The sequence below is a fragment of the Streptomyces sp. NPDC008086 genome (genome assembly GCF_042957325.1).
GTDB lineage: Bacteria > Actinomycetota > Actinomycetes > Streptomycetales > Streptomycetaceae > Streptomyces.
Map to the genome: position 1 here is coordinate 3,092 of NZ_JBIBIA010000020.1, position 23,831 is coordinate 26,922.

The 23,831-nt window shown below is 70.9% G+C and carries 23 protein-coding genes and 1 pseudogene; 19 read left to right on the forward strand and 5 right to left on the reverse strand.

Going from position 1 to position 23,831, the window contains the following annotated elements:
* Window positions 1-443 precede the first annotated feature (443 nt).
* From ACFZBP_RS41035 to ACFZBP_RS41070, 8 genes are all read left to right on the forward strand, one after another.
* Window positions 444-1,235, forward strand: coding sequence for an enhanced serine sensitivity protein SseB (locus ACFZBP_RS41035; RefSeq protein ID WP_383454439.1), 792 nt, complete (start codon window positions 444-446; stop codon window positions 1,233-1,235).
* A 188-nt stretch (window positions 1,236-1,423) separates the two neighbouring features.
* A complete protein-coding gene (locus tag ACFZBP_RS41040) occupies window positions 1,424-2,224 on the forward strand; it encodes an enhanced serine sensitivity protein SseB C-terminal domain-containing protein (RefSeq protein ID WP_383454478.1) in 801 nt (266 codons plus the stop codon).
* Window positions 2,225-2,586: 362 nt separating this feature from the next.
* Complete coding sequence (locus tag ACFZBP_RS41045) at window positions 2,587-3,585, forward strand: ABC transporter permease (RefSeq protein WP_383454436.1); 999 nt, start codon at window positions 2,587-2,589, stop codon at window positions 3,583-3,585.
* Window positions 3,586-3,675: 90 nt separating this feature from the next.
* On the forward strand, window positions 3,676-5,412 hold the full coding sequence (locus ACFZBP_RS41050) for an ABC transporter substrate-binding protein (RefSeq protein ID WP_383454434.1): 1,737 nt from the start codon (window positions 3,676-3,678) through the stop codon (window positions 5,410-5,412).
* A 69-nt stretch (window positions 5,413-5,481) separates the two neighbouring features.
* Window positions 5,482-6,489, forward strand: coding sequence for an ABC transporter permease (locus ACFZBP_RS41055; RefSeq protein ID WP_383454431.1), 1,008 nt, complete (start codon window positions 5,482-5,484; stop codon window positions 6,487-6,489).
* Complete coding sequence (locus tag ACFZBP_RS41060) at window positions 6,486-7,580, forward strand: oligopeptide/dipeptide ABC transporter ATP-binding protein (RefSeq protein ID WP_391420994.1); 1,095 nt, start codon at window positions 6,486-6,488, stop codon at window positions 7,578-7,580. Before ACFZBP_RS41055 ends, ACFZBP_RS41060 begins: the two co-directional genes overlap by 4 nt.
* Complete coding sequence (locus tag ACFZBP_RS41065) at window positions 7,577-8,851, forward strand: dipeptide ABC transporter ATP-binding protein (RefSeq protein ID WP_391420995.1); 1,275 nt, start codon at window positions 7,577-7,579, stop codon at window positions 8,849-8,851. The genes ACFZBP_RS41060 and ACFZBP_RS41065 overlap by 4 nt, the downstream gene beginning before the upstream one ends.
* Before the next feature lie 66 nt (window positions 8,852-8,917).
* Window positions 8,918-9,574: a TRIC cation channel family protein gene (locus ACFZBP_RS41070; RefSeq protein WP_391420996.1), complete on the forward strand. Its 657-nt coding sequence runs from the start codon at window positions 8,918-8,920 to the stop codon at window positions 9,572-9,574.
* Here ACFZBP_RS41070 and ACFZBP_RS41075 read toward each other — a convergent pair.
* On the reverse strand, window positions 9,483-10,727 hold the full coding sequence (locus ACFZBP_RS41075; RefSeq protein WP_383454420.1) for an alpha/beta hydrolase: 1,245 nt from the start codon (window positions 10,725-10,727) through the stop codon (window positions 9,483-9,485). The genes ACFZBP_RS41070 and ACFZBP_RS41075 overlap by 92 nt on opposite strands.
* 132 nt (window positions 10,728-10,859) lie before the next feature.
* Between ACFZBP_RS41075 and ACFZBP_RS41080 the strand changes: the two genes are divergently transcribed.
* The 3 genes and pseudogenes from ACFZBP_RS41080 to ACFZBP_RS41090 all read left to right on the forward strand — a co-directional run bounded on the left by ACFZBP_RS41080 (window position 10,860) and on the right by ACFZBP_RS41090 (window position 12,882).
* Window positions 10,860-11,732 carry a thioesterase family protein gene (locus tag ACFZBP_RS41080; RefSeq protein WP_383454418.1) on the forward strand — a complete coding sequence of 291 codons (873 nt, stop codon included), beginning with the start codon at window positions 10,860-10,862 and terminating at the stop codon, window positions 11,730-11,732.
* Window positions 11,733-11,780: 48 nt separating this feature from the next.
* Window positions 11,781-12,235: pseudogene (locus ACFZBP_RS41085) on the forward strand (helix-turn-helix transcriptional regulator); the annotation flags it as partial.
* 239 nt (window positions 12,236-12,474) lie between these two features.
* Window positions 12,475-12,882, forward strand: a complete 408-nt coding sequence (locus ACFZBP_RS41090; RefSeq protein ID WP_391420997.1) for a hypothetical protein — start codon at window positions 12,475-12,477, stop codon at window positions 12,880-12,882.
* A gap of 92 nt (window positions 12,883-12,974) precedes the next feature.
* Here ACFZBP_RS41090 and ACFZBP_RS41095 read toward each other — a convergent pair whose 3' ends face one another.
* Complete coding sequence (locus ACFZBP_RS41095; RefSeq protein ID WP_391420998.1) at window positions 12,975-13,601, reverse strand: TetR family transcriptional regulator; 627 nt, start codon at window positions 13,599-13,601, stop codon at window positions 12,975-12,977.
* Window positions 13,602-13,749: 148 nt separating this feature from the next.
* Here ACFZBP_RS41095 and ACFZBP_RS41100 point away from each other — a divergent pair, with 148 nt between their 5' ends.
* The 3 genes from ACFZBP_RS41100 to ACFZBP_RS41110 all read left to right on the forward strand — a co-directional run bounded on the left by ACFZBP_RS41100 (window position 13,750) and on the right by ACFZBP_RS41110 (window position 15,675).
* Window positions 13,750-13,902: a hypothetical protein gene (locus tag ACFZBP_RS41100; protein ID WP_167366195.1), complete on the forward strand. Its 153-nt coding sequence runs from the start codon at window positions 13,750-13,752 to the stop codon at window positions 13,900-13,902.
* A gap of 117 nt (window positions 13,903-14,019) precedes the next feature.
* Window positions 14,020-14,298, forward strand: a complete 279-nt coding sequence (locus ACFZBP_RS41105) for a DUF4190 domain-containing protein (protein WP_391420999.1) — start codon at window positions 14,020-14,022, stop codon at window positions 14,296-14,298.
* Between the two features lie 207 nt (window positions 14,299-14,505).
* The gene (locus tag ACFZBP_RS41110) at window positions 14,506-15,675 is read left to right on the forward strand and encodes a cysteine desulfurase family protein (protein ID WP_383454405.1); all 1,170 of its coding nucleotides are present in this window, start codon (window positions 14,506-14,508) and stop codon (window positions 15,673-15,675) included.
* Between the two features lie 28 nt (window positions 15,676-15,703).
* Here the strand turns inward: ACFZBP_RS41110 and ACFZBP_RS41115 are convergent, their stop codons facing one another.
* Window positions 15,704-16,369: an N-acetylmuramoyl-L-alanine amidase gene (locus tag ACFZBP_RS41115; RefSeq protein WP_383454402.1), complete on the reverse strand. Its 666-nt coding sequence runs from the start codon at window positions 16,367-16,369 to the stop codon at window positions 15,704-15,706.
* A 59-nt stretch (window positions 16,370-16,428) separates the two neighbouring features.
* Between ACFZBP_RS41115 and mnmA the strand changes: the two genes are divergently transcribed.
* Window positions 16,429-17,559, forward strand: coding sequence for a tRNA 2-thiouridine(34) synthase MnmA (gene mnmA / locus ACFZBP_RS41120; protein ID WP_391421000.1), 1,131 nt, complete (start codon window positions 16,429-16,431; stop codon window positions 17,557-17,559).
* Between the two features lie 64 nt (window positions 17,560-17,623).
* On the opposite strand, the gene ACFZBP_RS41125 is transcribed toward mnmA, so the two are convergent.
* Together ACFZBP_RS41125 and ACFZBP_RS41130 are read right to left on the reverse strand one after the other, a co-directional pair.
* Entirely contained in the window at window positions 17,624-18,406 is a 783-nt protein-coding gene (locus ACFZBP_RS41125) for an alpha/beta fold hydrolase (RefSeq protein ID WP_383454396.1), read from the reverse strand.
* Between the two features lie 37 nt (window positions 18,407-18,443).
* Window positions 18,444-18,767 (reverse strand): DUF427 domain-containing protein, encoded by a 324-nt coding sequence (locus ACFZBP_RS41130; protein ID WP_383454394.1) that lies wholly within the window; start codon window positions 18,765-18,767, stop codon window positions 18,444-18,446.
* 51 nt (window positions 18,768-18,818) lie between these two features.
* Here ACFZBP_RS41130 and ACFZBP_RS41135 point away from each other — a divergent pair, with 51 nt between their 5' ends.
* From ACFZBP_RS41135 to ligA, 4 genes are all read left to right on the forward strand, one after another.
* Entirely contained in the window at window positions 18,819-19,358 is a 540-nt protein-coding gene (locus ACFZBP_RS41135; protein WP_391421001.1) for a TIGR00730 family Rossman fold protein, read from the forward strand.
* A gap of 27 nt (window positions 19,359-19,385) precedes the next feature.
* On the forward strand, window positions 19,386-20,075 hold the full coding sequence (locus tag ACFZBP_RS41140; protein WP_391421002.1) for an SDR family oxidoreductase: 690 nt from the start codon (window positions 19,386-19,388) through the stop codon (window positions 20,073-20,075).
* 291 nt (window positions 20,076-20,366) lie between these two features.
* Window positions 20,367-21,368: a methionine synthase gene (locus tag ACFZBP_RS41145; RefSeq protein ID WP_391421003.1), complete on the forward strand. Its 1,002-nt coding sequence runs from the start codon at window positions 20,367-20,369 to the stop codon at window positions 21,366-21,368.
* A 15-nt stretch (window positions 21,369-21,383) separates the two neighbouring features.
* A complete protein-coding gene (ligA, locus tag ACFZBP_RS41150) occupies window positions 21,384-23,579 on the forward strand; it encodes an NAD-dependent DNA ligase LigA (RefSeq protein WP_383454381.1) in 2,196 nt (731 codons plus the stop codon).
* The last annotated feature ends 252 nt before the right edge of the window (window positions 23,580-23,831 follow it).

Below are 23,831 nucleotides of genomic sequence, written 5' to 3' on the forward strand. Positions count from 1 at the left end.
GGTGCTCGACCGCGAGGCGGCGGGCGTCCTGCGCCGGGTCGGCTTCGCGGGCTGAGCGGCCGCGGGGGTTGGCCGGGGGACACGGATGGCTGTCTGCGGCTTCGGCGGTGGTGTGCGGGCCTCCGGGGCTGCGGCTCGGCGGTGGTGCTCGACCGCGAGGCGGCGGGCGTCCTGCGCCGGGTCGGCTTCGCGGGCTGAGCGGCCGCGGGGGTTGGCCGGGGGACACGGATGGCTGTCTGTGGCCTCGGCGGTGATGTGCAGGCCGTCTGTTGAGCTTGGTGGAGCCGGGCTGGGCCGCGGCTCGGCGGTGCTGCTCGACCGCGAGGCGGCGGGTGCCCTGCGCCGGGTCGGCTTCGCGGGCTGAGCGGGGGCGGGGTCGGGCGGGGCGGACACCGGATAGCCTTCTGAGCCACAGACGTGGTTCACAGCAGGCGGTCAGACAGATGGACTTCGCAGCGGATCTCCCCGCGGACTTCCCGGCAGGGGCACACCTCCACGCGCACGGCGGCTGGCCGGGCAACGAACTGGAGGAGGTGCTCTCGGCCTCCCTCGGCCTGCCCTCGGCCGGCGGCCGGATCATCGAGGTGCTGGGCCGCAGCTTCGTCTGGGTGCCGCTGCCCAACGGCGGCGGCCCCGCCAGCGGCCCGCTGGACCTGCCGACCGTGGAGATGGCGGGCCAGGCCTACGTCCCGGTCTTCAGCTCCGAGCAACAGTTCCGCCAGGTCGTCGGCGCCCACATGTCGTACACCGTCGCCCCCGCCGTCGAGTTCGCCCGCGGCCTGCCCCCGCAGGTGGGCATCGCCGTCAACCCCGACGGCACGGTCGGCGTCCCGCTGCCCCCGGCCGCGGTCGCCGAGCTCTGCCGGGTGGGCCGCACCCCGCTGGACGGCCTCACCACCGGCGGCCGCGTCAAGCTCTACGAACCCGACTGGCAGGACGACCCGGTCGACTTCCTCGCGGCGGCCTCGGCCGAGTTCGCCGAGACCGGCGTCGTCACCACGGCCCGCCGCTGCCTGGCGGCGATCGAGACGGCCCACCCGGTGATGTTCGTCGGCGTGGAACTCTCCCACTGGGAAGGCGACTTGCGCGCCGCCCCCATGAACGCCCTCGCCCGGGCCCTGGGCCGCACCCCCGCCCCCTGGCCGGTCAACCTGGTCCTCCTGGACGTGGCCCAGGACCCGGTGATCGACTGGATGAGGCAGCAGGTACGCCCGTTTTATCAGCGGGATTTTTAGGAGCCGGTGACGGGCAGCGCCCCTCGGGGGCGCGGGGCTGTGACATATGCGGCTCCGCCGCGGGGCGCGACCAGCCACAATCAACCCGCACCCGACGACCGACATCAAGTCCCGAGCTCTCAGCGGCTCCCCGAGCGGAGCGCCTAAGCTGGGCTCGAAACCCACGTTTCCCGAAGGGGCGGTAAAAGGTGAGCGCGAGCGGCACCGCGGCGACCGGCCAGGTCGAGCACATGCTGCGCCAGGTGACGCCGGGGCGTTACGACGCCTACGAGGCGCTCCTCCGCGCCCTCGCCACCCCGAACTCCGGCCAGGTCTGGATGCTGCTGTGGCACGGCCAGGCCGGCTCCCCGGACGCCCAGTACGGAAACATGGAGGTCGAGGGCCACGGCTACGCCCCCTGCGTCACCTCCGCCCAGGAACTGTCGGCCAGCGGCTGGAACCGCTCCTACGAGGTCGTCGACGGCATCGACGTGGCCCGCACCCTCTACCCGGACCACTTCGGCCTCTGGCTGAACCCGCACGCCCCGGGCGGCGGCGTGGGCATCCCGTGGCTCGACCTGCGCCGCATCGCCACCGGCCTGGAGCGCCAGCCCGCGGGCCCGCTCCGCCTGTCGGAGCCCGGCATCGAGATCCCGCAGTTCTACGCCCTGCTCGCGCAGAACGCCCACCGCACGCCCGCCGTCCGCTCGCTGCGCCGCGCCTGGGTGCAGCCGGCGCTCGGCGCGCCGTATCTCGCGATCGGGCTCGACGTGTACGACACCAGCCCGCCCGCCGTGGACTCGGTGCGCTCGATGATGCTCCAGTCGATCGGCGCGGTCCCGGACGGACTGCCCGTCTCGACCGTGGCGATGTCCGACGAGGACGACCCGGTCGCGATGTGGATGCGAGCGACCGCCCGCCCGTTCTACGACCGCGAGGCCCACGCCACCGCTCCGGCGCAGGCCCCGGCGGCCGGCTACGGCTACCCACCGCCACAGGGCCGTTACTGATCATTCGTGGGCTGACCTGCCGAGCGGTCGGCGCCCCGGCTGTCGTAGGCGCAAAGCGCCTGCGGCTTCTGTTTCCCAGGTGAATCTCCGCGCGTAGATGCGAACGGAAGGTCCCGGTCCGTCCTCATACGCCCCAACTGGCGCGCGTCCGACCGCCGTTACCCGTTGTTCGGATAACGGAACCCCGCAGACAGCATCACGGTTGCGCATACTTTCCTCGTCAGCTCTGGCAACAGATCGCCAAAGCGTTGAAGACTCCCGGCAAGACACGGGCCGGTAGGCCCTGTGTGCGAGTTGGAGCAACCGCTACAGCGGCAGCCAGGGGGGCCGACGACCGTCGGCCGAGAGGGGTCAGACTCACCGTGACGGCACCGATCGAGACCACCGGATCGCAGGCCGACGCCCAGCCGGAGGCCGTGCTGAAGGGGGTCGAGGCCCGCAGGATCGAGGGCCGGTCACTCGGGCAGATCGCCTGGACCCGCTTCAAGCGGGACAAGATAGCGGTCGTCGGCGGCATCGTTGTCGTGCTGCTCATCCTCGTGGCGGCACTGTCCCGTCCGCTCCAGGCGCTGCTCGGGCTCGACCCCAACGCCTTCCACCAGGACCTGATCGACCCCAACACGTCGTTGCCCAAGGGCGACTTCGGCGGGATGAGCTGGGACCACCCGCTGGGCGTCGAGCCGAAGTTCGGCCGGGACATCCTCGCGCGCATCCTGGAGGGCTCCTGGGTCTCCCTGGTCGTCGCCTTCGGCGCCACGCTGCTGTCGGTCGTCATCGGCACCGTGATGGGCCTCGTCGCCGGCTACTACGGCGGCCGGGTCGACACCGTCGTCAGCCGTCTGATGGACACGTTCCTGGCGTTCCCGCTGCTCCTCTTCGCCATCGCCATCTCGGCGACGCTCCAGGGCGGTGCCTTCGGCCTCGAAGGACTGCCCCTGCACATCTCCGTTCTGATCTTCGTCATCGGCTTCTTCAACTGGCCCTACATGGGGCGCATCGTGCGCGGCCAGACCCTGGCCCTGCGCGAGCGGGAGTTCGTCGACGCCTCCCGGGGGATGGGGGCCGGCGGCCCGTACATCCTCTTCAAGGAACTGCTGCCCAACCTCGTCGCGCCGATCATCGTCTACTCGACGCTGCTCATCCCGACGAACATCCTCTTCGAAGCCTCGCTGAGCTTCCTCGGTGTGGGCATCCAGCCGCCCCAGGCCTCCTGGGGCGGAATGCTCAACCAGGCCGTCGACTTCTTCGAGGTCGACCCGCAGTACATGATCGTCCCCGGCCTGGCGATCTTCATCACGGTGCTGGCCTTCAACCTCCTCGGTGACGGCCTCCGGGACGCACTCGACCCCCGCAGCCGCTGACGTCCGCGGTCGCGACACCCGATGCGACCCGACGTCCCACCCAAGTGTCCACCTACGAAGGGGAATCCGACCATCATGCGAAGGTCAGCAATGGCCGCGATTGCGGTCGCCAGTAGCGCCGGCCTGCTTCTCGCGGGCTGCAGCAAGGCCGACGACGGCGCCGACACGCCCAAGGGCGCCGGCGCGAACGCCGCGACCAAGGGAGTGGTGAACGCCTCCACCCACAAGGGTGGAACGGTCACCTACGCCAGCTCCGACGCTCCCGAGTCGCTGGACCCGGGCAACATGTACTACGCCTACGGCTACAACTTCAGCCGCCTCTACGCGCGTCCCCTGATGACCTTCAAGCCCGCCCCGGGCGAGGCGGGCAACGAGCTCGTCCCGGACCTAGCGGAGGGCCCGGGCACGCCCAGCGACGGCGGCAAGACCTGGACGTACAAGATCCGTCAGGGCGTCAAGTACGAGGACGGGACCGCGGTCACCTCGAAGGACGTCAAGTACGCGGTGGAGCGCTCGAACTTCGCGCGCGACGTGCTCTCCCTCGGCCCCAACTACTTCCAGAACCTGCTGGACAACCCGGACGACTACAAGGGCCCCTACAAGGACAAGAGCGAAAAGGGCATCTCGTCCATCGAGACCCCGGACGACCAGACCGTCGTCTTCCACCTGAACAAGGCCTTCGCCGAGTTCGACTACCTGGTCAGCGCCCCGCAGACGGCCCCCGTGCCGCGGGCCAAGGACACGGGTGTGGACTACACCAAGAAGGTCGTCTCCTCCGGCTCGTACAAGTTCGAGAAGTACGAGGAGGGCAAGCAGATCGTCCTGGTCCGCAACCCCGAGTGGGACGCCAAGACGGACCCGCTGCGCAAGCAGTACCCGGACAAGATCGTGGTGAACCTCAAGGTCAACAAGGCCACGATCGACAAGGACGTGATGTCCGGGGACACGATGATCGACATCCAGGGAACGGGTGTCGACGCGCAGACCCAGGCGCAGATCCTGAACGACAAGGCCCAGATGGCCAACACGGACAACGCGCTGGGCGGTCGCCTCATCTACGCGGCGATCAACACCAAGCTGGCGCCGTTCAACAACCTCGAGTGCCGCAAGGCCGTCGAGTACGCGATCGACAAGACCGCCGTGCAGACCGCGATGGGCGGCCCGATCCGCGGTGACATCGCCACCACGGTCCTGCCGACCGACGTCTCGGGCTACGAGAAGGCCGACCAGTACGCCACCCCGGGCAACAAGGGTGACGTCGCCAAGGCCAAGGAGCACCTGAAGGCCTGCGGCAAGGAGGGCGGCTTCAAGACCTCCATCTCGGCCCGCACCGACCGCCAGGGCGAGGTCGACGCGGCCACCGCGATCGTCGGCGCGCTGAAGAAGGTCGGCATCGACGCGGACATCAAGCAGTACCCGTCCGGCAAGTACTTCTCCGACTACGCGGGCGTGCCCAAGTTCAACGAGAAGAACAACATCGGTCTGATGATGATGCAGTGGGGCGCCGACTGGCCCACCGGCTACGGCTTCCTGCAGCAGATCGCGCACGGCAAGGCCATCAGCCAGTCCGGCAACACCAACCTGTCCGAGCTGGACAACCCCGAGATCAACAAGCTGCTCGACGACGCGATCGGCAACACCGACGAGGCCGCCCGCACCAAGGCGTACACCGAGGTCGACCAGAAGATCATGGGGCAGGCCGCCATCGTGCCGCTCACCTACTTCAAGGTCCTGCTGTACCGCACGCCGCACGCCACCAACCTGGTGTCGACGTCCGCCTTCAGCGGTCAGTACGACTACCTCAACGTCGGCACCGCCGAGAAGTAGCCCCGGAAGGCAGGTGAAGGCATTGGCGCCCGCGGACCAAGTCATCCGCGGGCGCCGGCGCCGGTCCTCGTGATCTCGTACATCATCCGCCGGACGATCGCGGCACTGATCCTGCTGCTCGTCGTCACCGCGGTCACCTTCGGCATCTTCTTCATCCTGCCGAAGCTCGCCGGGCAGACCGCCGACCAGCTGGCGCAGCAGTACATCGGCAAGAACCCCTCTCCCGAGGACATCGCGGCGGTCAAGGCGAACCTCGGTCTCGACCAGCCGGTGTACGTCCAGTACTGGGACTTCATCAAGGGGATCGTCTCCGGCGCCACCTACGACCTCGGCCCCACCACGGTCCGCTGTGACGCCCCGTGCTTCGGCTACTCCTTCAAGGACCACATCGAGGTCTGGCCCCAGCTGACCGAACGGCTGCCGGTCACCCTCTCGCTGGCCGTCGGCGCCGCCGTGCTGTGGCTGGTCGGCGGTATCGCGGCCGGTGTCGTCTCCGCCCTCAAGCCGGGCTCGTTCTTCGACCGGTCCGCCATGGGCGTGGCCCTGGCGGGCGTCTCCCTGCCCATGTTCTTCACGGGGCAGCTGGCCCTGCTGCTGTTCAGCTACAAGCTGGAGATCTTCGGCAGAACGTACGTCCCCTTCACCGAGAACCCGTCCCAGTGGGCCAACACCCTGTTCCTGCCGTGGTGTTCGCTGGCGCTGCTCTACTCGGCGATCTACGCCAGGCTGACCCGCTCGGGCATGCTGGAGACCATGAGCGAGGACTTCATCCGCACCGCCCGGGCCAAGGGCCTGCGGGAGCGCAAGGTCGTCGTCCGGCACGGTCTGCGGGCCGCGCTGACGCCGCTGGTGACGGTCTTCGGCATGGACATCGGCCTGCTGCTCGGCGGCGCCGTCATCACCGAGACGGTGTTCTCCCTGCACGGCATCGGCGAGTACGCGGTCCAGGCGATCACCGCCAACGACCTGCCGCCGATCCTCGGGGTGACCCTGCTCGCGGCGTTCTTCGTCGTCTTCATGAACCTGGTGGTGGACCTGTTGTACGCCACGATCGACCCGCGGGTGAGGCTCTCGTGACCGACCTGTCCAAGACCGGGGCCGCCGTGGGCGAGCCCGTGCGTGCCGGCGAGCCGCCCCGGGCGTTCCTCGAAGTGCGCGACCTCAAGGTGCACTTCCCGACCGACGACGGCCTGGTCAAGTCCGTGGACGGTCTCTCCTTCCAGCTGGAGAAGGGCAAGACCCTCGGCATCGTGGGCGAGTCCGGCTCCGGCAAGTCCGTGACCTCGCTGGCCGTCATGGGCCTGCACCGCCTGGGCAACCGCGGCAAGAACGTGCAGATGTCCGGCGAGATCTGGCTCGACGGCAAGGAGCTCGTCTCGGCTAGCCCCGACGAGGTCCGCCGGATGCGCGGCCGGCAGATGGCGATGATCTTCCAGGACCCGCTGTCCGCCATGCACCCGTACTACACGGTGGGCAACCAGATCGTGGAGGCCTACCGGGTCCACAACAAGGTCGACAAGAAGACCGCCCGCCGCCGGGCCGTCGAACTCCTCGACCGCGTCGGCATCCCGGAGCCGAACAAGCGCGTGGACATGTACCCGCACGAGTTCTCCGGCGGTATGCGCCAGCGCGCGATGATCGCCATGGCGCTGGTGAACAACCCCGAACTGCTGATCGCGGACGAGCCGACCACGGCGCTCGACGTGACCGTGCAGGCGCAGATCCTCGACCTGATCCGGGATCTGCAGAAGGAGTTCGGCTCCGCGGTCGTCATCATCACGCACGACCTCGGCGTGGTCGCCGAGATCGCCGACGACATCCTCGTGATGTACGGCGGACGCTGCGTGGAGCGCGGCCCGGTCGACCGGATCTTCTACGAGCCGTCCCACCCCTACACCTGGGGCCTGCTCGGTTCCATGCCGCGGATCGACCGCGCGCAGACCGACCGGCTCATCCCGGTCAAGGGGCAGCCGCCGAGCCTCATCAACGTCCCCTCGGGCTGCGCCTTCAACCCGCGCTGCCCCTACGCGGACGTCCCCAAGGGCGGGATCACCCGCACCGAGCGCCCCGAGCTGCACGAGGTCGGCGGCGGGCACTTCACCGCCTGCCACCTGTCGCAGGAGGACCGCACCCGGATCTGGACCGAAGAGATTGCGCCGAAGCTGTGAGCGAGACTGAGACCGGGGCCGCGGCGGCGGCCGTGAAAGCCGCGCCGTCCGGCGACGAGAAACCGCTGCTCAAGGTCGAGGGCCTGGTCAAGCACTTCCCCATCAAGAAGGGCCTGCTCCAGCGGCAGGTCGGGGCGGTCAAGGCCGTGGACGGCATCGACTTCGAGGTGCGCCGGGGCGAGACCCTCGGCGTCGTGGGCGAGTCGGGCTGCGGCAAGTCGACCATGGGCCGGCTGATCACCCGGCTGCTGGAGCCGAGCGGCGGCAGGATCGAGTTCGACGGCACGGACATCACGCACCTGGGCGTGGGCGGCATGCGCCCGCTGCGCCGCGACGTGCAGATGATCTTCCAGGACCCGTACGGCTCGCTGAACCCCCGGCACACCATCGGCAGCATCGTCTCGGCGCCGTTCCGGCTCCAGGGCGTCGAGCCCGAGGGCGGCGTCAAGAAGGAGGTCCAGCGCCTCCTCGAACTGGTGGGCCTGAGCCCCGAGCACTACAACCGCTACCCGCACGAGTTCTCCGGCGGCCAGCGTCAGCGCATCGGCATCGCCCGCGCGCTCGCCCTCAAGCCCCGCATGGTCGTGGCCGACGAGCCGGTCTCCGCGCTCGACGTGTCCATCCAGGCGCAGGTCGTCAACCTGATGGACGACCTCCAGGACGAGCTCGGGCTCACCTACGTGATCATCGCGCACGACCTGTCCGTCGTACGGCATGTCTCGGACCGGATCGCGGTGATGTACCTCGGCAAGATCGTGGAGCTGGCCGACCGGGACTCGCTGTACGCGTCGCCGATGCACCCGTACACCAAGGCCCTGCTGTCGGCGGTGCCGATCCCGGACCCCAAGCGGCGCACGCAGAAGAGCGAGCGCATCCTGCTCCGCGGCGACGTGCCCTCGCCGATAGCCCCGCCGAGCGGCTGCCGCTTCCACACGCGGTGCTGGAAGGCGACGGAGATCTGCCGCACCACGGAGCCGCCGCTGGCGGAGCTGCGTCCGGGGCAGCGCGTGGCCTGCCACCACCCGGAGGACTTCGAGGACCAGCAGCCCCAGGACACGGTGCTGCTGTCCGTGGCCAAGGAGGCCGCCGAGCTGGTCTCCGACGAGGTGCTGGCGGAGTCGGCGGAGACATCGGCCGCGGTGGCGGCGCAGACCTCGGCGAAGCAGCCCGAGGCCACCGGGAAGGTTTCCAAGGCGGATGCCGAGACGCCCGCGACGGAGTCCGACTCCGCTACCGACGAGTCCACCACGGACGAGTCCACCGAGAAGTAATCAACGGCATCGAGCCCCCGCCTTCCTTTGCAAGGCGGGGGCTTGTCGCTGCGCAAGAATGTACGAGTGCTCCAGCAATTGTTCAGCCCGTCCGTCCAGCACACGCTCGACCTGATCGGCATCTTCGTCTTCGCCATCTCCGGCGCCCTGCTGGCGGTCCGCAAGAACTTCGACGTCTTCGGCATCGCCGTGCTCGCCGAGGTCACCGCCCTGGGCGGCGGGCTGTTCCGGGACGTGGTCATCGGCGCCGTACCGCCGGCGGCCTTCACGGACCTGGGGTACTTCCTGACCCCGCTGCTCGCGGCGCTGCTGGTGATCTTCCTCCACCCGCACGTGGAGCGCATCCAGACCGGCGTGAACGTCTTCGACGCGGCGGGCCTCGGTCTGTTCTGCGTCGCCGGGACGGCGAAGGCGTACGACTACGGCCTCAACCTCACCGCGTCCGCCACCCTCGGCCTCGCGACGGCCGTCGGCGGCGGTGTGCTGCGCGACGTCCTCGCCAACGAGGTGCCGTCACTGCTGCGCTGGGACCGCGACCTGTACGCGGTCCCGGCGATCGTCGGCGCCACGATGACCGTCCTGTGCATCCACTACGACGCCCTGACCCCGCTCACCAGCACCCTCGCGGCCGTCACGGCCTTCGTGCTGCGGCTGCTGGCGATGCGCTACCACTGGCGAGCTCCGCGTGCCTGGAACCGACGGTCGACGGTGCGAGAGGAGTAGTGCCGCCGGAGCCCGGCGCCGTCCGGGTCCGGTGCGCCCCCATCACCTCGGTCAGCCAGCGGAACGCCGGAACCACCTGCGGCTTCCACAGCGCCATGGTGTGACCGCCCGCGCTCTTCGGGATGAACACCACCTTGACGGTCGTAGGCGCCTCCGCGACCCGCTGGAGCGCCATCGCAGCCTCGTACCCGTCCTTCGGCTGACCGGAGAGATAGAGCGCCACGCGCGGCGGGACCCGGGACTCCTCGAGGATCACGTACGGGTTGTTGGCGGCCCGCAACGCGGGCGACTTGCCTGCCAGCGACTGGGGCACGGCGATCGGGTCGTTGTAGCCGGACATGCTCACCGCGGCCCGGTAGCGGTCGGGGTGGGCGACGGCCAGCTTCGCCGCGCAGTGCGCGCCCGCCGAGTACCCGGCCACCGCCCAGCCGTCCGGCGCGGCCTGGGCCCGGAAGTTGTCCATGACCATCTTCGGCACGTCGATGCTGAGCCAGCTGTCGGCGTTCACCTTGCCCGGGATGTTCGCGCAGCCGGTGTCCTCGCCCGGCAGCAGCGTGGTGCGCGGCGAGACGATGATGAAGGGCTCGATCTGGCCGCTGCGCATCAACGGGGCCAGCTGCTCGGGCGCGTCCATGGTCCCGTACCAGGCCTTCGAGGAGCCCGGGTAGCCCGGCAGCACCTCGACGACCGGGAACTTGTGATCGCGGTAGGCGGGGTCGTGGTACTGCGGCGGCAGCCAGACGTTGACCTCCGCGTGGACACCGGAGACCCGGCCCTTGAGCTGGGTGACGAGCACGCCGCCCTCCGAGCGCATGCCCGGCCCCTTGGCCGGCTTGAAGACCTGCCGCACCTTGGGCAGCTTCTCCAGCGCAATCCCGCCGGTGCCGCTCGTGCCGAGGTCGGCGGCCTCGTGGACATGGTCGCTGGTGCCGAGCAGGTCGCCCCAGTTGTCGTACAGCTGGTTGGAGTTGTTGACCATCGTGAAGACCAGGGCGACCGCGGTGCCCTGGGCGAACAGCAGCATCAGCACCCGGGCGGCGGCCCGCACGACCTGGGGTCCGCGCACCCGCGACCAGAGGACCAGCGGCAGCGCGACGGCGACGACGCACAGCGCGATCAGCGTGTAGAGGAACGGGGTCCCGGTGAGGCTCATGTCCTCATAGAGGGGGAGATGGGTCTCCGGGTTTCGGACGGGCGGGGACACTTACCGAAAAGTTGCTCACATCTCGTCCCGGCCAGAGCGAAAAAGCTACCGCTTAGTAGTTAGCTGTTGTACCGTTCACCCATGCCAGAAGCAGCCCCCGCCCCGACCGTCCCGGCGGCCCCGCGGGCCACGATCGGCGACAGCGAGTTCGACCGCGACACCGCGCTCACACCGCGCGAGCCCGGCGTCTACGACATCGACCTGTCCGCCGGCTGGACCATCATCAGCGCCGTCAACGGCGGCTATCTGCTGGCCGTGCTCGGCCGCGCCCTCGCGGACGCCCTGCCGCACAGCGACCCGTTCACGATCTCCGCGCACTATCTGACGGCGTCCCAGCCCGGCCCCGCGGTGGTCCGTACGGACGTGGTGCGCACGGGGCGCACCCTGTCGACCGGCCAGGCCTCGCTCTTCCAGTACGACGACCAGGGCCGCGAGGTCGAGCGGATCCGCGTCCTCGCCTCCTACGGCGACCTCGACGCCCTCCCGGACGACGTCCGTACGACGGCCAAGCCGCCGGCGTTCCCGCCCATGGAGCACTGCTTCGGCCCCGAGGATGGTCCTGCCCCAGTCGACGGCAGCTCGGCCATCACCGACCGTCTGATGCTCAGGCTCGACCCGTCCACCCTGGGCTGGGCGCTCGGGCGGCCCTCCGGCAAGGGTGAGATGCGGGCCTGGTTCGGTCTCGCGGACGGCCGCGACGCCGATCCGCTCTCGCTGCTGCTGGCGGTCGACGCCCTGCCCCCGACCGCGTTCGAGATCGGTATCTCCGGCTGGGTCCCGACGGTCGAACTGACCGTCCACGTACGTTGCCGCCCGGCGCCGGGCCCGCTGCGGGTGTCCATCACGACCCGCAACCTCGCGGGCGGCTTCCTGGAGGAGGACGCGGAGGTCTGGGACAGCGCGGACCGGCTGGTGGCGCAGTCGAGGCAGCTGGCCCGGGTGCGGCTGAGCTGACGCGGGTGCGGCTGGGCTGACGCCTGGGCGGGCTGAGATCGTGGTGGGGTGAAGTCCGGCCGACTGCTCTGGGTCTGCCGCTCCTGCAGACCCGGGGCCGGGTGCCTGCCAGGGAACTCGCCGAGCGGCTGGAGGTGTCGGTCCGCACCGCCCACCGGGACGTGGCAGCCCCGTCCGCCTCCGGCGTCCCGGTCTACGCCGAGCGCGGTCGGCACGGCGGTGTCGAGCTGCTCGCCGGGTTCCGTACGGACGTCACCGGCCTGACCGCCGACGAGTCCCGCGCGCTGTTCATCCTGGCCGCCCAGGGCGCGCACGCCGCGCTGGGGCTGGACGCGGCACTCGGCTCGGCCCCGCGCAAGGTGATGGCCGCCCTGCCGGCCCCGCACCGCCCGGCCGCCGAGGTGACCTCCCGCCGCATCCTCGTCGACGCCACGCGCTGGAAGGGCGGCCCCCAACCCGCCGTGGACGTGGACGTGTTGCAGGACGCGGTCTTCGCGGACCGGGTGGAGGTCGTGTCCCCGCCGGAGGTGCGGGACGAACTGGCGCGAGCGGCTGCTTCTGTCACGGCCCTGTACCAGCGAGTTGGCTGATCGTTCAGGTGAACTGGCAGGTCAGCGAGGTGCCTTGAGGTGCGCTTTGCCCGGCGCACAGGCCGTCGACAGCGGGGCCTCAAGGAAGCCCTAAGCGGCGTTGGTTGAGTGCCCGGCCCAGGACTTCCTCATCTTCCATGGAGCTGTTTCTCATGAAGCGTGCGCGTCTTCTCCCCGCCGTGGCCCTGCTGGCGCTCTCGCCCCTGGCCCTGGCGGCCTGCGGGTCCAGCGACTCGTCGTCGAGCTCGAACAGCGGCAACTCCGGCCAGCAGTCGTCGTCGTGCCGGCAGCCGTCGGGCGCTCCCAGCGGTGCGCCGAGCGGGGCACCTTCGGGCATGCCGAGCGGCGCGCCGTCGGCCGGCACGTCCGGCGCGCCCAGCGGTGCGCCGTCCGGTGCGCCGGGCGGGGGCGGTCAGGGCGCACAGGGCGGTCAGGGCGCTCCCGGTGGCGGGCAGGGTGGCGGCTGTGGCGGCCCGGGCGGTGGCCAGGGCGGTGGGGCGGCGCCCAGCGGCGCCCCGAGCGGAGCGCCGAGCGTGGCGGCCACGGCGACCAAGAGCTGACGCGGGCCGCAGGGCGCGGTGCGGCAGCCGTACGCAGGGGGCGGCACTCCCGGTGATCGGGGGTGCCGCCCTCTGCCGTGTCCTGGAGGGGCTCAATCCAGCCAGTGTTCCCGGCCGATGCTGATCAACCGCATCTGGCGGGTGGCGACCTGCACGACGCGTCGGCGCTCCTCCTCCGGCGCCTCCAGGGCGTCCAGGAACAGGGAGGCCGTCATCAGCATCTGGTCGACGTAGAGGTGGGCCAGCATGAGGAGATCGTCGTCGTTCCAGCCTTCGGAGACCGGGTCCTTGGCCAACGCCGCCTTGACCTCCTCGGCGAAACGGGCCAGCTGGTCCTGGATGGCCTGCCGCACCGACTGCACCCCACCGTGCCGCTCCCGGGCGATGAAGCGGACGTGGGCCGGGTGCGTCTCGACGTGGTGGGCGATCAACCCGACGGCCCGCTCTATGCGCTGGTCGCTGTCGCCGGCCGAGGAGACGGTCGTACGGATCATGGGGTGCAGACTGCCCAGCGCCTCCTCGACCAGGGCGACGCCGAGGTCGGCGGTGGAGCGGAAGTGCCGGTAGAAGGCGGTCGGCGCGACGCCGACGGCGCGCGTGACCTCGCGCAGGCCCAGGCTGCTCAGGCTCTGCTCCTCCAGCAGTCCCAGGGCCGCGTCCAGGAGGGCCTGCCGGGTCTTCTGCTTCTGGGCCTGCCGGATGCCGAGGGTGTGACTCATACCATGCAGTTAACAACTGTTCTCTGGAATTGAAAAGCCGTGGGGCGCGCTAGACTCTGAAGTCAGTGAACAACTGTAACTACAACTGTTCACCAAAACGTAACGAGTGAGATCAACGAGAGAGATCTCAGAGGGGGATCCGATCCCAATGTTGTTCCTCGTCGCCGCGCTTCTGCTGCTGGGCGTGCTGCTGGGCACCGTGGCCCACGCACCGCTCGCCTTCACCGCCGTGGCCGCCGCCGTCATCGCCGTCTGGCTGGGCATCTTCGCCGCCCGCGAGCGCCGCGCCCGCCGCAACTGACCCACGCTCGCGACCGACTCGGTCCGTCGCGAGCGACGCCGTCCATCGCGACCGACTCCCCGTCCGGCGCAGCCGACCCGCCATCGCACGGCACCGACTTCTCAGGAGCTGACACCCATGCAACTCACCGCCCCGGCCACCGGCCGTCCCGCCACCCGCCCGCGCACCCGCGACGCCGACGGCATGGCCGTCGCGTCCTTCATCCTCGGCCTCCTGGGCCTCCTCGTCTTCAACCTCTTCCTCGGCCCGACCGCCATCGTCCTGGCCGGGGCGTCCCTGTGGCGCGGCACCCAGCGCAAGGGCCGCGCCTACCTGGGCATGGGCCTGGGCGTCGCCGACCTGCTGGTCCTGTTGGCGTTCGTGCAGATGGACAACACGCTGTCCTGGAGCTTCTAGTCCCGGTCGCCCCCGTCGCCCCCGTCGCCACCGTCGCCGACGGGACCGCCCACCACCGTGGGCGAACGTTCCGCAGGGCGGAACGGGTGGACACGGCCTGCAGCGCCGGGGACACGCCAACGACGTCAGGCTCGACACAGGCAAGGTGCCACCCCGCTCAAGCCCAGCGCAGCGCCCCCGCAGCGGCCCCGTAGAATCGTCGCCACCATGGCTTACCTCGACCACGCCGCGACGACTCCCATGCTTCCGGAGGCGGCAGAGGCGCTGACCGCCCAGCTGAGCGTCACCGGCAACGCCTCCTCCCTGCACGCGTCCGGCCGTCGTGCGAGGCGCACCGTCGAGGAGGCCCGCGAGACCCTCGCGGAAGCGCTCGGCGCCCGCCCCAGCGAGGTCGTCCTCACCTCCGGCGGCACCGAGGCCGACAACCTCGCGGTCAAGGGCCTGTACTGGTCCCGCCGCGACGCCGACCCGGCGCGCACCCGCGTCCTGGCCAGCCCCGTCGAGCACCACGCCGTCCTCGACGCCGTCCACTGGCTCGGCGAGCACGAGGGCGCGACGGTCGAGTACCTCCCCGTCGACTCCTACGGACGAGTCCACCCCGAGGCCCTGCGCGAAGCCATCGCCCGCAACCCCGACGACGTCGCCCTGGCCACCGTGATGTGGGCCAACAACGAGATCGGCACCGTCATGCCGGTCCGTGAACTGGCCGACGTGGCAAGCGAGTTCGGCGTCCCGCTGCACGCCGACGCGGTCCAGGCCTTCGGTCAGGTCCCGGTCGACTTCGCCGCCTCCGGCCTCGCCGCGATGACGGTCTCCGGCCACAAGATCGGTGGGCCGTACGGCATCGGAGCGCTGCTCCTGGGCCGTGACCAGACCCCCGTCCCCGTCCTGCACGGCGGCGGCCAGGAACGGCACGTGCGCTCCGGCACCCTCGACGTCCCCGCCGTCACCTCCTTCGCCGTCGCGGGCCGACTCGCCGCCGAGCAGCGCGAGTGGTTCGCGTCCGAGATCGGCGCCCTGCGCGACGCCCTGGTCGAGGCGGTCCGTACGGCCGTCCCGGACGCGATCCTCGGTGGCGACCCCGCACCCGGCGGCCGCCTGCCGGCCAACGCGCACTTCACCTTCCCCGGCTGCGAGGGCGACTCCCTGCTGCTGCTCCTGGACGCGCAGGGCATCGAGTGCTCCACCGGCTCCGCCTGCACCGCCGGTGTCGCCCAGCCCAGCCACGTCCTCCTGGCCACCGGCACCGATCCGGACCTCGCCCGCGGCACCCTGCGCTTCTCCCTCGGCCACACCTCCACGGAGGCCGACGTGGAGGCGGTCGCCAAGGCCATCGGCCCGGCGGTGGAGCGGGCACGGGCGGCCGGCCTCACCTGAGGACCGTCGAGGGCGACCGCCCCGGGGGTCACGCTCGCGCCGTACGCGCCGCGCGCACCAGCTTCATGTACCGGTCCCAGTCCCAGTGCTTCCCGGGGTCCGTGTGGTCCGTCCCCGGCACCTCCACGTGCCCGATGATGTGCTCGCGGTCGACGGGGATGTCGTAGCGGGCGCATATTCGGGCCGTGAGCCGGGCCGAGGCCTCGTACATCTCGTCCGTGAGGTCCTGCGGCCGGTCCACGAAGCCCTCGTGCTCGATGCCGACACTGCGCTCGTTGTAGTCGCGGTTGCCCGCGTGGTACGCCACGTCCAGCTCGCGGATCATCTGCGTGATGTGGCCGTCCTTGCGGACGATGTAGTGCGCGGCCGCGCCGTGCTCCGGGTCCTGGAACACCTTCACCGCGCTGTCGAAGCTGCCCTGGGTGACATGGATGATCACCATGTCCACGCCGTAGTCGTCGGGGCGGTCCGCCCGCCGCCAGTTCGCGTCCGACGCCGCCACCCAGCGGGCCCCGGCGAAGTCGACCTCGCCCGCCTTGCGCGGCTTCTCCACGCCGGGCACCCGCCACCACAGGCGCGCGAGTTCGTCGCGGGCCAGCACGGCCGAGCCCGCCGCTGCCACCGTCCCGCCGATCAGCAACGCGCGGCGCCCGACCTTCCGGTCGCCGTCCTTCGGAGCCTTCCGCTGTCCCATGTGATCGTCAACGGATACTCGCTGGCCCTGGTTCCCGCGCCCCGTACCCTGGAAGGGTTATGACTGACACCGCGCAGCCCTCCCGCCCCCTCCGCGTCCTCGCCGCCATGTCCGGCGGGGTCGACTCCGCCGTCGCCGCCGCCCGCGCGGCCGAAGCGGGCCACGACGTGACCGGCGTCCACCTCGCGCTCTCCGCGAACCCCCAGTCCTTCCGCACGGGCGCGCGGGGCTGTTGCACCATCGAGGACTCCAGGGACGCGCGCCGTGCCGCCGACGTCATCGGCATCCCGTTCTACGTGTGGGACCTCGCCGACCGCTTCCGCGAGGACGTCGTCGAGGACTTCGTCGCCGAGTACGAGGCCGGCCGCACCCCGAACCCCTGCCTGCGCTGCAACGAGAAGATCAAGTTCGCGGCCCTGCTGGACAAGGCGCTGGCGCTGGGCTTCGACGCCGTCTGCACCGGCCACTACGCGCAGGTCGTCCTGCGCGAGGACGGCACCCGCGAGCTGCACCGCGCCTCCGACATGGCCAAGGACCAGTCGTACGTCCTCGGCGTCCTGGACGACAAGCAGCTGGCGCACGCCATGTTCCCGCTCGGCGACACGGTGACGACGAAGGACGAGATCCGCGCGGAGGCCGAGCGCCGGGGCCTCGCGGTCGCCAAGAAGCCCGACTCGCACGACATCTGCTTCATCGCCGACGGCGACACCCAGGGCTTCCTCGCGAACCGCCTCGGCAAGGCCGAGGGTGACATCGTCGACGAGTCCGGCGCCAAGCTGGGCACGCACGAGGGCGCGTACGGCTTCACCATCGGCCAGCGCAAGGGCCTGCGCATCGGCACCCCGGCCGCCGACGGCAAGCCGCGCTACGTCCTCGACATCTCGCCGGTGAACAACACGGTCACGGTCGGTCCGGCGTCCGCCCTGGACGTCAGCGCCCTCACCGCGATCAAGCCCCGCTGGTGCGGCGCCGCCCCGACCGGCCCCGGCACCTACACCGCCCAGCTGCGCGCCCACGGCGGCGAGACCGAGGTGAGTGCCGAGCTGGTCGACGGCTCCCTGGAGGTCACCTTCACCGAGCCCGTCCGCGGCGTCGCCCCCGGCCAGGCGGTCGTCCTGTACGACGGCACGCGCGTGGTGGGCTCGGCGACGATCGCGTCCACGGTGCGGGCGACGCCCACGACCGTCTGAGGCGGAGCTGGACGGGGCCGTCTCGCCGGGCGAGCGCCGGGCACGCGCGCGCACCCGGCGCCGGTCACCCGCCGAAGAACTCCGCCAGCACCGGGCCCAGCACCTCCGGCTCCACCATGTGGGTCTGCCCCGCGAGGCTCCGGTACGTCCCCTCGGGCACGGCCTCCGCGACCGCCCGCGCCGCCTCCCGCATCCACGCCGGGCTCGCGCCGCCCGCGACCGACAGCACCGGAACGCCGATCGAGGCCAGCCGGTCCCGGGGCACCAGGCCGTCGCCGAGCACGGCGTCGTCGTAGGCGAGACTCGGCGCGATGGTCTCCATGCCGGGCCACATGGGGGACTGGCGGGCGCCCTGGATCATCTGCTCGGCCATCCCGGTCAGCCGCAGGAACAGCTCGACCGCGTCCCCGCGCCGGCCCTGCGCGAGCGCCTCGGTCAGGTTCGCCGTGTACTCCGAGCGCTGCGCCGCGCCCCCCTCCACGAAGTCCGCGAACGGCACCTCGTACACCGCGACCCGACGTACCGGCAGCCCGCTCGCCGCCGCCTCCAGCACCAGCGCCCCGCCCGACGAGACGCCGCACAGGGCCGCCTCGCCGCCCACCGCCCCGATCAGCGCCGCGAGGTCCTCGACCTCGCGCTCCACCGCGTACGGCTGCGTGTCCCCGCTCTCACCGCGCCCTCGGCGGTCGTACCAGACGACCCTGAAGCGGTCCGCCAGGGGCACGGCCAGCGGCGCCACCGTGCCCCCCGTGGACATCGCCCCGCTGACGAGGATCACCGCCGGGCCGTCCCCGCTGGTCTCGTACGCGATGGAGGTGCCGTCGGACGAATTGGTGTTCTTGTCCATGTCTGTGGAGATTGCCGTACAGGGCGGAACTAATCGTTCACGACACTTCGACTTCGTAGAAGCAGAGGTGGTCCTTGATCGCGGACACGTCCGGCTTCGGGTCCGGGTACGCCCAGACGAGGTCGGCCGCGTCCGGCAGCGACCAGTAGGAGGCGGTTCCCTTGAACGGGCAGTAGGTGTGCGTGTCGGAGGGGGTCAGCAGGTCCAGGCGTACGTCCTCGGCCGGGATGTAGTACCGCGGCGGACAGCCCGTCTCCCGGAGGACGAGCGGTCGCTCGCTCTCCGCGAGGACCTGGTCGCCGTGGACGACGCGTACGCGCCGCGTGCCCTGCTCGATCGTGATCGTGTGTCCGTCAGCCATATCGGGAAAAGCACTCGCGGGCGCCCGGTTCTTCCCGCGTACGGTGGCTCCATGCGAATCTGCGTCTTCCTCTCCGCCGCCGACCTCGACGACCGCTACACCATCCCCGCGCGCGAGTTCGCGAAACTGCTGGGCAAGGGCGGGCACACGCTCGTGTGGGGCGGCTCCGACGTCGGTCTGATGAAGGTCGTGGCCGACGGCGTGCAGGAGGCGGGCGGGCGCCTGGCCGGGGTCTCCGTGGAGTTCCTGGCGGCCAAGGTGCGCCCCGGTGTCGACGAGATGGTGATCGCGAAGGACCTGGCCGAGCGCAAGAAGCTGCTCCTGGAGAAGGCCGACGCCGTGGTCATCATGGTCGGCGGCACCGGGACGCTGGACGAGGCGACCGAGATCCTTGAGCTGAAGAAGCACGGCCACACCGACAAGCCGGTGGTCCTGCTCAACACCGCGGGGTTCTACGACGGGCTGAAGGAACAGTTCCGCCGCATGGAGGACGAGGGCTTCCTGCCCCGCCCGCTGGGCGACCTGGTGTTCTTCGCGGAGGAGCCGGTCGGGGCGCTGGCCTACCTGGAAGAGAGCCGGGGCGTGGCCTGACCGCCGCCTGATGCGAGCATGGCGGGCATGGCTACACATGTGATCACCGGAGCGGGCTCCGGCATCGGCGCGGCCGTCGCCCGCCGTCTGCACGCGCGCGGGGACGATCTCGTCCTCCACGCGCGCGACGCGGGTCGTGCGAAGGAGTTGGCCGCTCAGTTCCCCGGCGCGAGGACGCTGGTCGGCGACCTCGCGGACCCGGACAAGCTGTCGTGGGCCTTCTCCCACCAGTCGCTCCCCGACCGGGTGGACTCCCTGCTGCACATCGCGGGAGTGGTGGACCTCGGGCCGGTCGGTGACCTGACCCCGAAGTCCTGGCGCCACCAGTTGAACGTCAACCTGATCTCGCCGGCCGAGCTGACCCGTCACTTCCTCCCACAGCTGCGCGCCGCCCGCGGTCATGTGCTCTTCGTGAACTCCGGAGCCGGGCTCAACGCGCACGCCGACTGGTCCGCGTACGCCGCCTCCAAGCACGGCCTTAAGGCCCTCGCGGACTCCCTGCGGCACGAGGAGCACGCCAACGGCGTCCGGGTCACCACCGTCTACCCCGGCCGCACGGCGAGCCCCATGCAGGCCAAGGTCCACCAGCAGGAGGGCAAGGAGTACGACCCCTCCCGCTGGATCGACCCCGAGTCCGTGGCCACGACGATCCTCATGGCCCTGGACCTCCCGCGAGACGCCGAGGTCAACGACCTGACGGTACGGCCGGGCAGGTAACCACCTTTTCCTCGCCCCCGCCGCCCCTACCCGTCCCATCCCAGGGGCTCCGCCCCTTCGACCCCGGGTCGGTCCTCGGGTGCGGGCCGGTGGGGGCTGGTCGCGCCGTTCCCCGCTCCCCCTTCTGGGGCTCCGCCCCAGACCCCCTCCTCAAACGCCGGAGGGGCTGAGTCGTTCAGCCCGTCCGGCGTTTGAGGACGAGGCCCGGAGGGCCGACAGCGGGGGCCTGGGGGCGCAGCCCCAGGGTTGGGACGGGTAGGGGCGGCGGGGACGAAAACATAGGGTGCTGGTGTGAACGCAGATATTCGGTTCGGCCCAGCCACAGGAGTCGGCTCCATGCCCGGCGCCGACGCCAGGGAGGCGGCCAAGACCGTCACCGGCTCCTTCGAGGACTTCCCGCACCTCCCCGAGCTCCCGGCCCGCGGCCCCGGCGCGGACATGATCGGCCGCACCGCGGGACTCCTCGTCGAGTTGTACGCACGCGTGGAGCCCAGCGGCTGGCGCATCGGAGACCGCCCGGGCCGCGACACCAGGCGCGCCCGCTCCTGGCTGGGCGAGGACCTGGACGCGCTGGAGGAGTTCACCCAGGGGTACGAGGGCCTGCTGAAGATCCAGGCAGTCGGCCCCTGGACCCTGGCGGCGGCACTGGAGTTGAGGAACGGCGAGGTGGCCCTCTCCGACCCCGGCGCCTGCCGCGACCTCACCGCCTCCCTCGCCGAGGGCCTGCGCCAGCACCTGGCGGAGGTCCACCGCCGGGTCCCCGGCGCACAACTCGTCCTCCAGCTCGACGAACCCTCCCTCGTCGCCGTACTCCGCGGACAGATCAAGTCGGCCAGCGGCTACCGCACCCACCGCGCCGTGGACCGGCAGATCGTCGAGGCGGGCCTGCGCGACGTCGTCGGGGTTCACGGCGACGGCCCCGTCGTGGTCCACTCGTGCGCACCGGACGTCCCGTTCGCCCTGCTGCACCGGGCGGGCGCGACGGCGATCTCCTTCGACTTCGCCCTCCTCACCGAGCGTGACGACGACGCGGTCGGCGAGGCGGTGGAAGCGGGGACGCGGCTCTTCGCCGGTGTCGTCCCGGGCACGGACGGCCGATTGTCAGACCCTGCCGGTAGCGTCATGGGTGTCAGGACGCTGTGGCGCAGGTTGGGGCTGGCACCGGGGCTTCTCGCGGAGGCGGTCACCATCACGCCGTCGTGCGGACTCGCGGGGGCGTCCCCGGATTACGCGCGCAGGGCACTCGCCCATTGTGTCCAGGCGGCGAGATCCCTCGCGGACAACCCAGAGTAACGGGAGGACGATACGGTGGCCGGCGACAAGCAGGCGGAGACGACGGCGGTGCCCGCCGAGGCCCGCGACGAGCACGCGCAGCTGGCGGAGCAGGTCGAGGAGCACCGCTTCCGGTACTACGTGAAGGACGCGCCCGTCATCAGCGACGCGGACTTCGACAAGCTGCTGAAGACGCTGGAGGCGCTGGAGGAGAAGCACCCGGAGCTGCGTACACCGGACTCGCCGACCCAGAAGGTCGCGGGGTCCTACGCGACGGAGTTCACGGCGGTCGAGCACCGCCAGCGGATGCTGTCGCTCGACAACACCTTCAACGACGACGAACTGGCCGCCTGGGTCGACCGCATCGCCCGGGAGCTGGGCGAGCAGGAGTACCACTTCCTGTGCGAACTGAAGGTGGACGGCCTCGCCGTCAACCTCACCTATGAGAATGGCCGCCTCACCCGCGCGGCCACCCGCGGCGACGGCCGCACCGGCGAGGACATCACCCCGAACGTCCGCACCATCACGGAGATCCCCGACCGTCTCCAGGGCGACGAGGTCCCCGACCTGGTGGAGATCCGCGGTGAGGTCTACTTCCCGATGGAGAAGTTCCTCGAGCTCAACGAGCGCCTGGTCGCGGCGGGCGACAAGCCCTTCGCCAACCCCCGTAACGCCGCCGCCGGTTCGCTGCGCCAGAAGGACCCCCGCGTCACCGCCACCCGCCCGCTGCACATGGTCGTCCACGGCATCGGCGCGCTGGAGGGCTTCACCGGCATGACCCGGCTCTCCCAGGCCTACGACCTCCTCAAGACCTGGGGCCTGCCCACCTCGCGGCACAACCGCGTGGTCGACGACCTCGGCGGCGTACGGGAGTTCATCGCCCACTACGGCGAGAACCGCCACTCCGTGGAGCACGAGATCGACGGAGTCGTCGTCAAGCTCGACGAGATCCGCCTCCAGGGCCGCCTCGGCTCCACCGCGCGCGCCCCGCGCTGGGCGATCGCCTACAAGTACGCGCCGGAGGAGGTCAACACAAGGCTCGTCGACATCAAGGTGGGCGTCGGCCGCACCGGCCGGGTGACGCCGTACGCCCAGGTCGAGCCGGTCACCGTGGCCGGCAGCGAGGTGGAGTTCGCGACGCTGCACAACCAGGAGGTCGTCAAGGCCAAGGGCGTGCTCATCGGCGACACCGTGGTCATCCGCAAGGCCGGCGACGTCATCCCGGAGATCCTCGGCCCGGTCGTCGACCTGCGCGACGGCAGCGAGCGGGAGTTCGTGATGCCGAGCGAGTGCCCCGAGTGCGGTACGGCGCTCCGGCCCATGAAGGAGGGCGACATCGACCTCCGCTGCCCCAACGCCCGTACGTGCCCGGCTCAGTTGCGGGAGCGGGTCTCCTATCTCGCGGGCCGCGAGTGCCTGGACATCGAGCACTTCGGTGACGTGGCCGCCGCCGCGCTCACCCGCCCGCTGGAGCCGGCCGATCCGCCGCTGGTCGACGAGGGCGACCTGTTCGACCTGACGGTGGAGAAGCTGCTGCCCATCAAGGCCTACGTCCTCGACCCGGACAGCGGCCTGCCCAAGCGGGACCCCAGGACGGGCGAGGAGAAGGTCGTCACGGTCTTCGCCAACCAGAAGGGCGAGCCGAAGAAGAACACCCTCGCCCTGCTGGAGCACATCGAGGCGGCCAAGCAGCGCCCGCTCGCCCGGTTCCTCAACGGGCTGTCCATCCGGCATGTCGGGCCGGTGGCGGCGCAGGCCCTCGCGCGGGAGTTCCGCTCGGTGGACCGCATCGAACAGGCCACGGAGGAGGAGCTGGCGGCGACCGACGGCGTGGGGCCCATCATCGCCGCCGCGCTCAAGGAGTGGTTCGCCGAGGACTGGCACCGCGAGATCGTCCGGAAGTGGAAGGCGGCCGGGGTCCCGCTGGAGGAGCAGTCCACGGGCGAGGACGAAGGCCCCCGTCCGCTGGAAGGGCTTACCGTCGTCGTCACCGGCACGCTGGAGCAGTTCACCCGTGACGGCGCCAAGGAGGCGTTGCAGAGTCGCGGAGCGAAAGTGACCGGTTCCGTTTCGAAGAAGACATCTTTCGTGGTGGTGGGTGACAGCCCTGGGTCCAAGTACGACAAGGCCATGCAGCTCAAGGTGCCTGTTCTGAACGAGGACGGCTTCACCGTCCTGCTGGAGCAGGGACCCGACGCGGCGGCCGAAGTTGCCCTCTCCGTGGAGGAGTAGCGGTTGAAGGCCCCCTGATCGGCGCATACCAGATGCATACGGGTGCCTGGGGCGCATTCGGGCAACCGTCGACGACCGCTGCCCGTGGAAGCCTTCTGCGGCCTACTGTTGAGGTGTGCGCCTGCCGTGCCCAGCTGCGGTTGGGGCATCCCCTTGCTCTTCGCGAGCCTTGAAGGGCCGGGGGAAGGGTTTTCCAACGCGGCGCCGTTGAAGGTTGTTGTCGGGCATCGGGCCGCGTGGCGTGGGCACCGC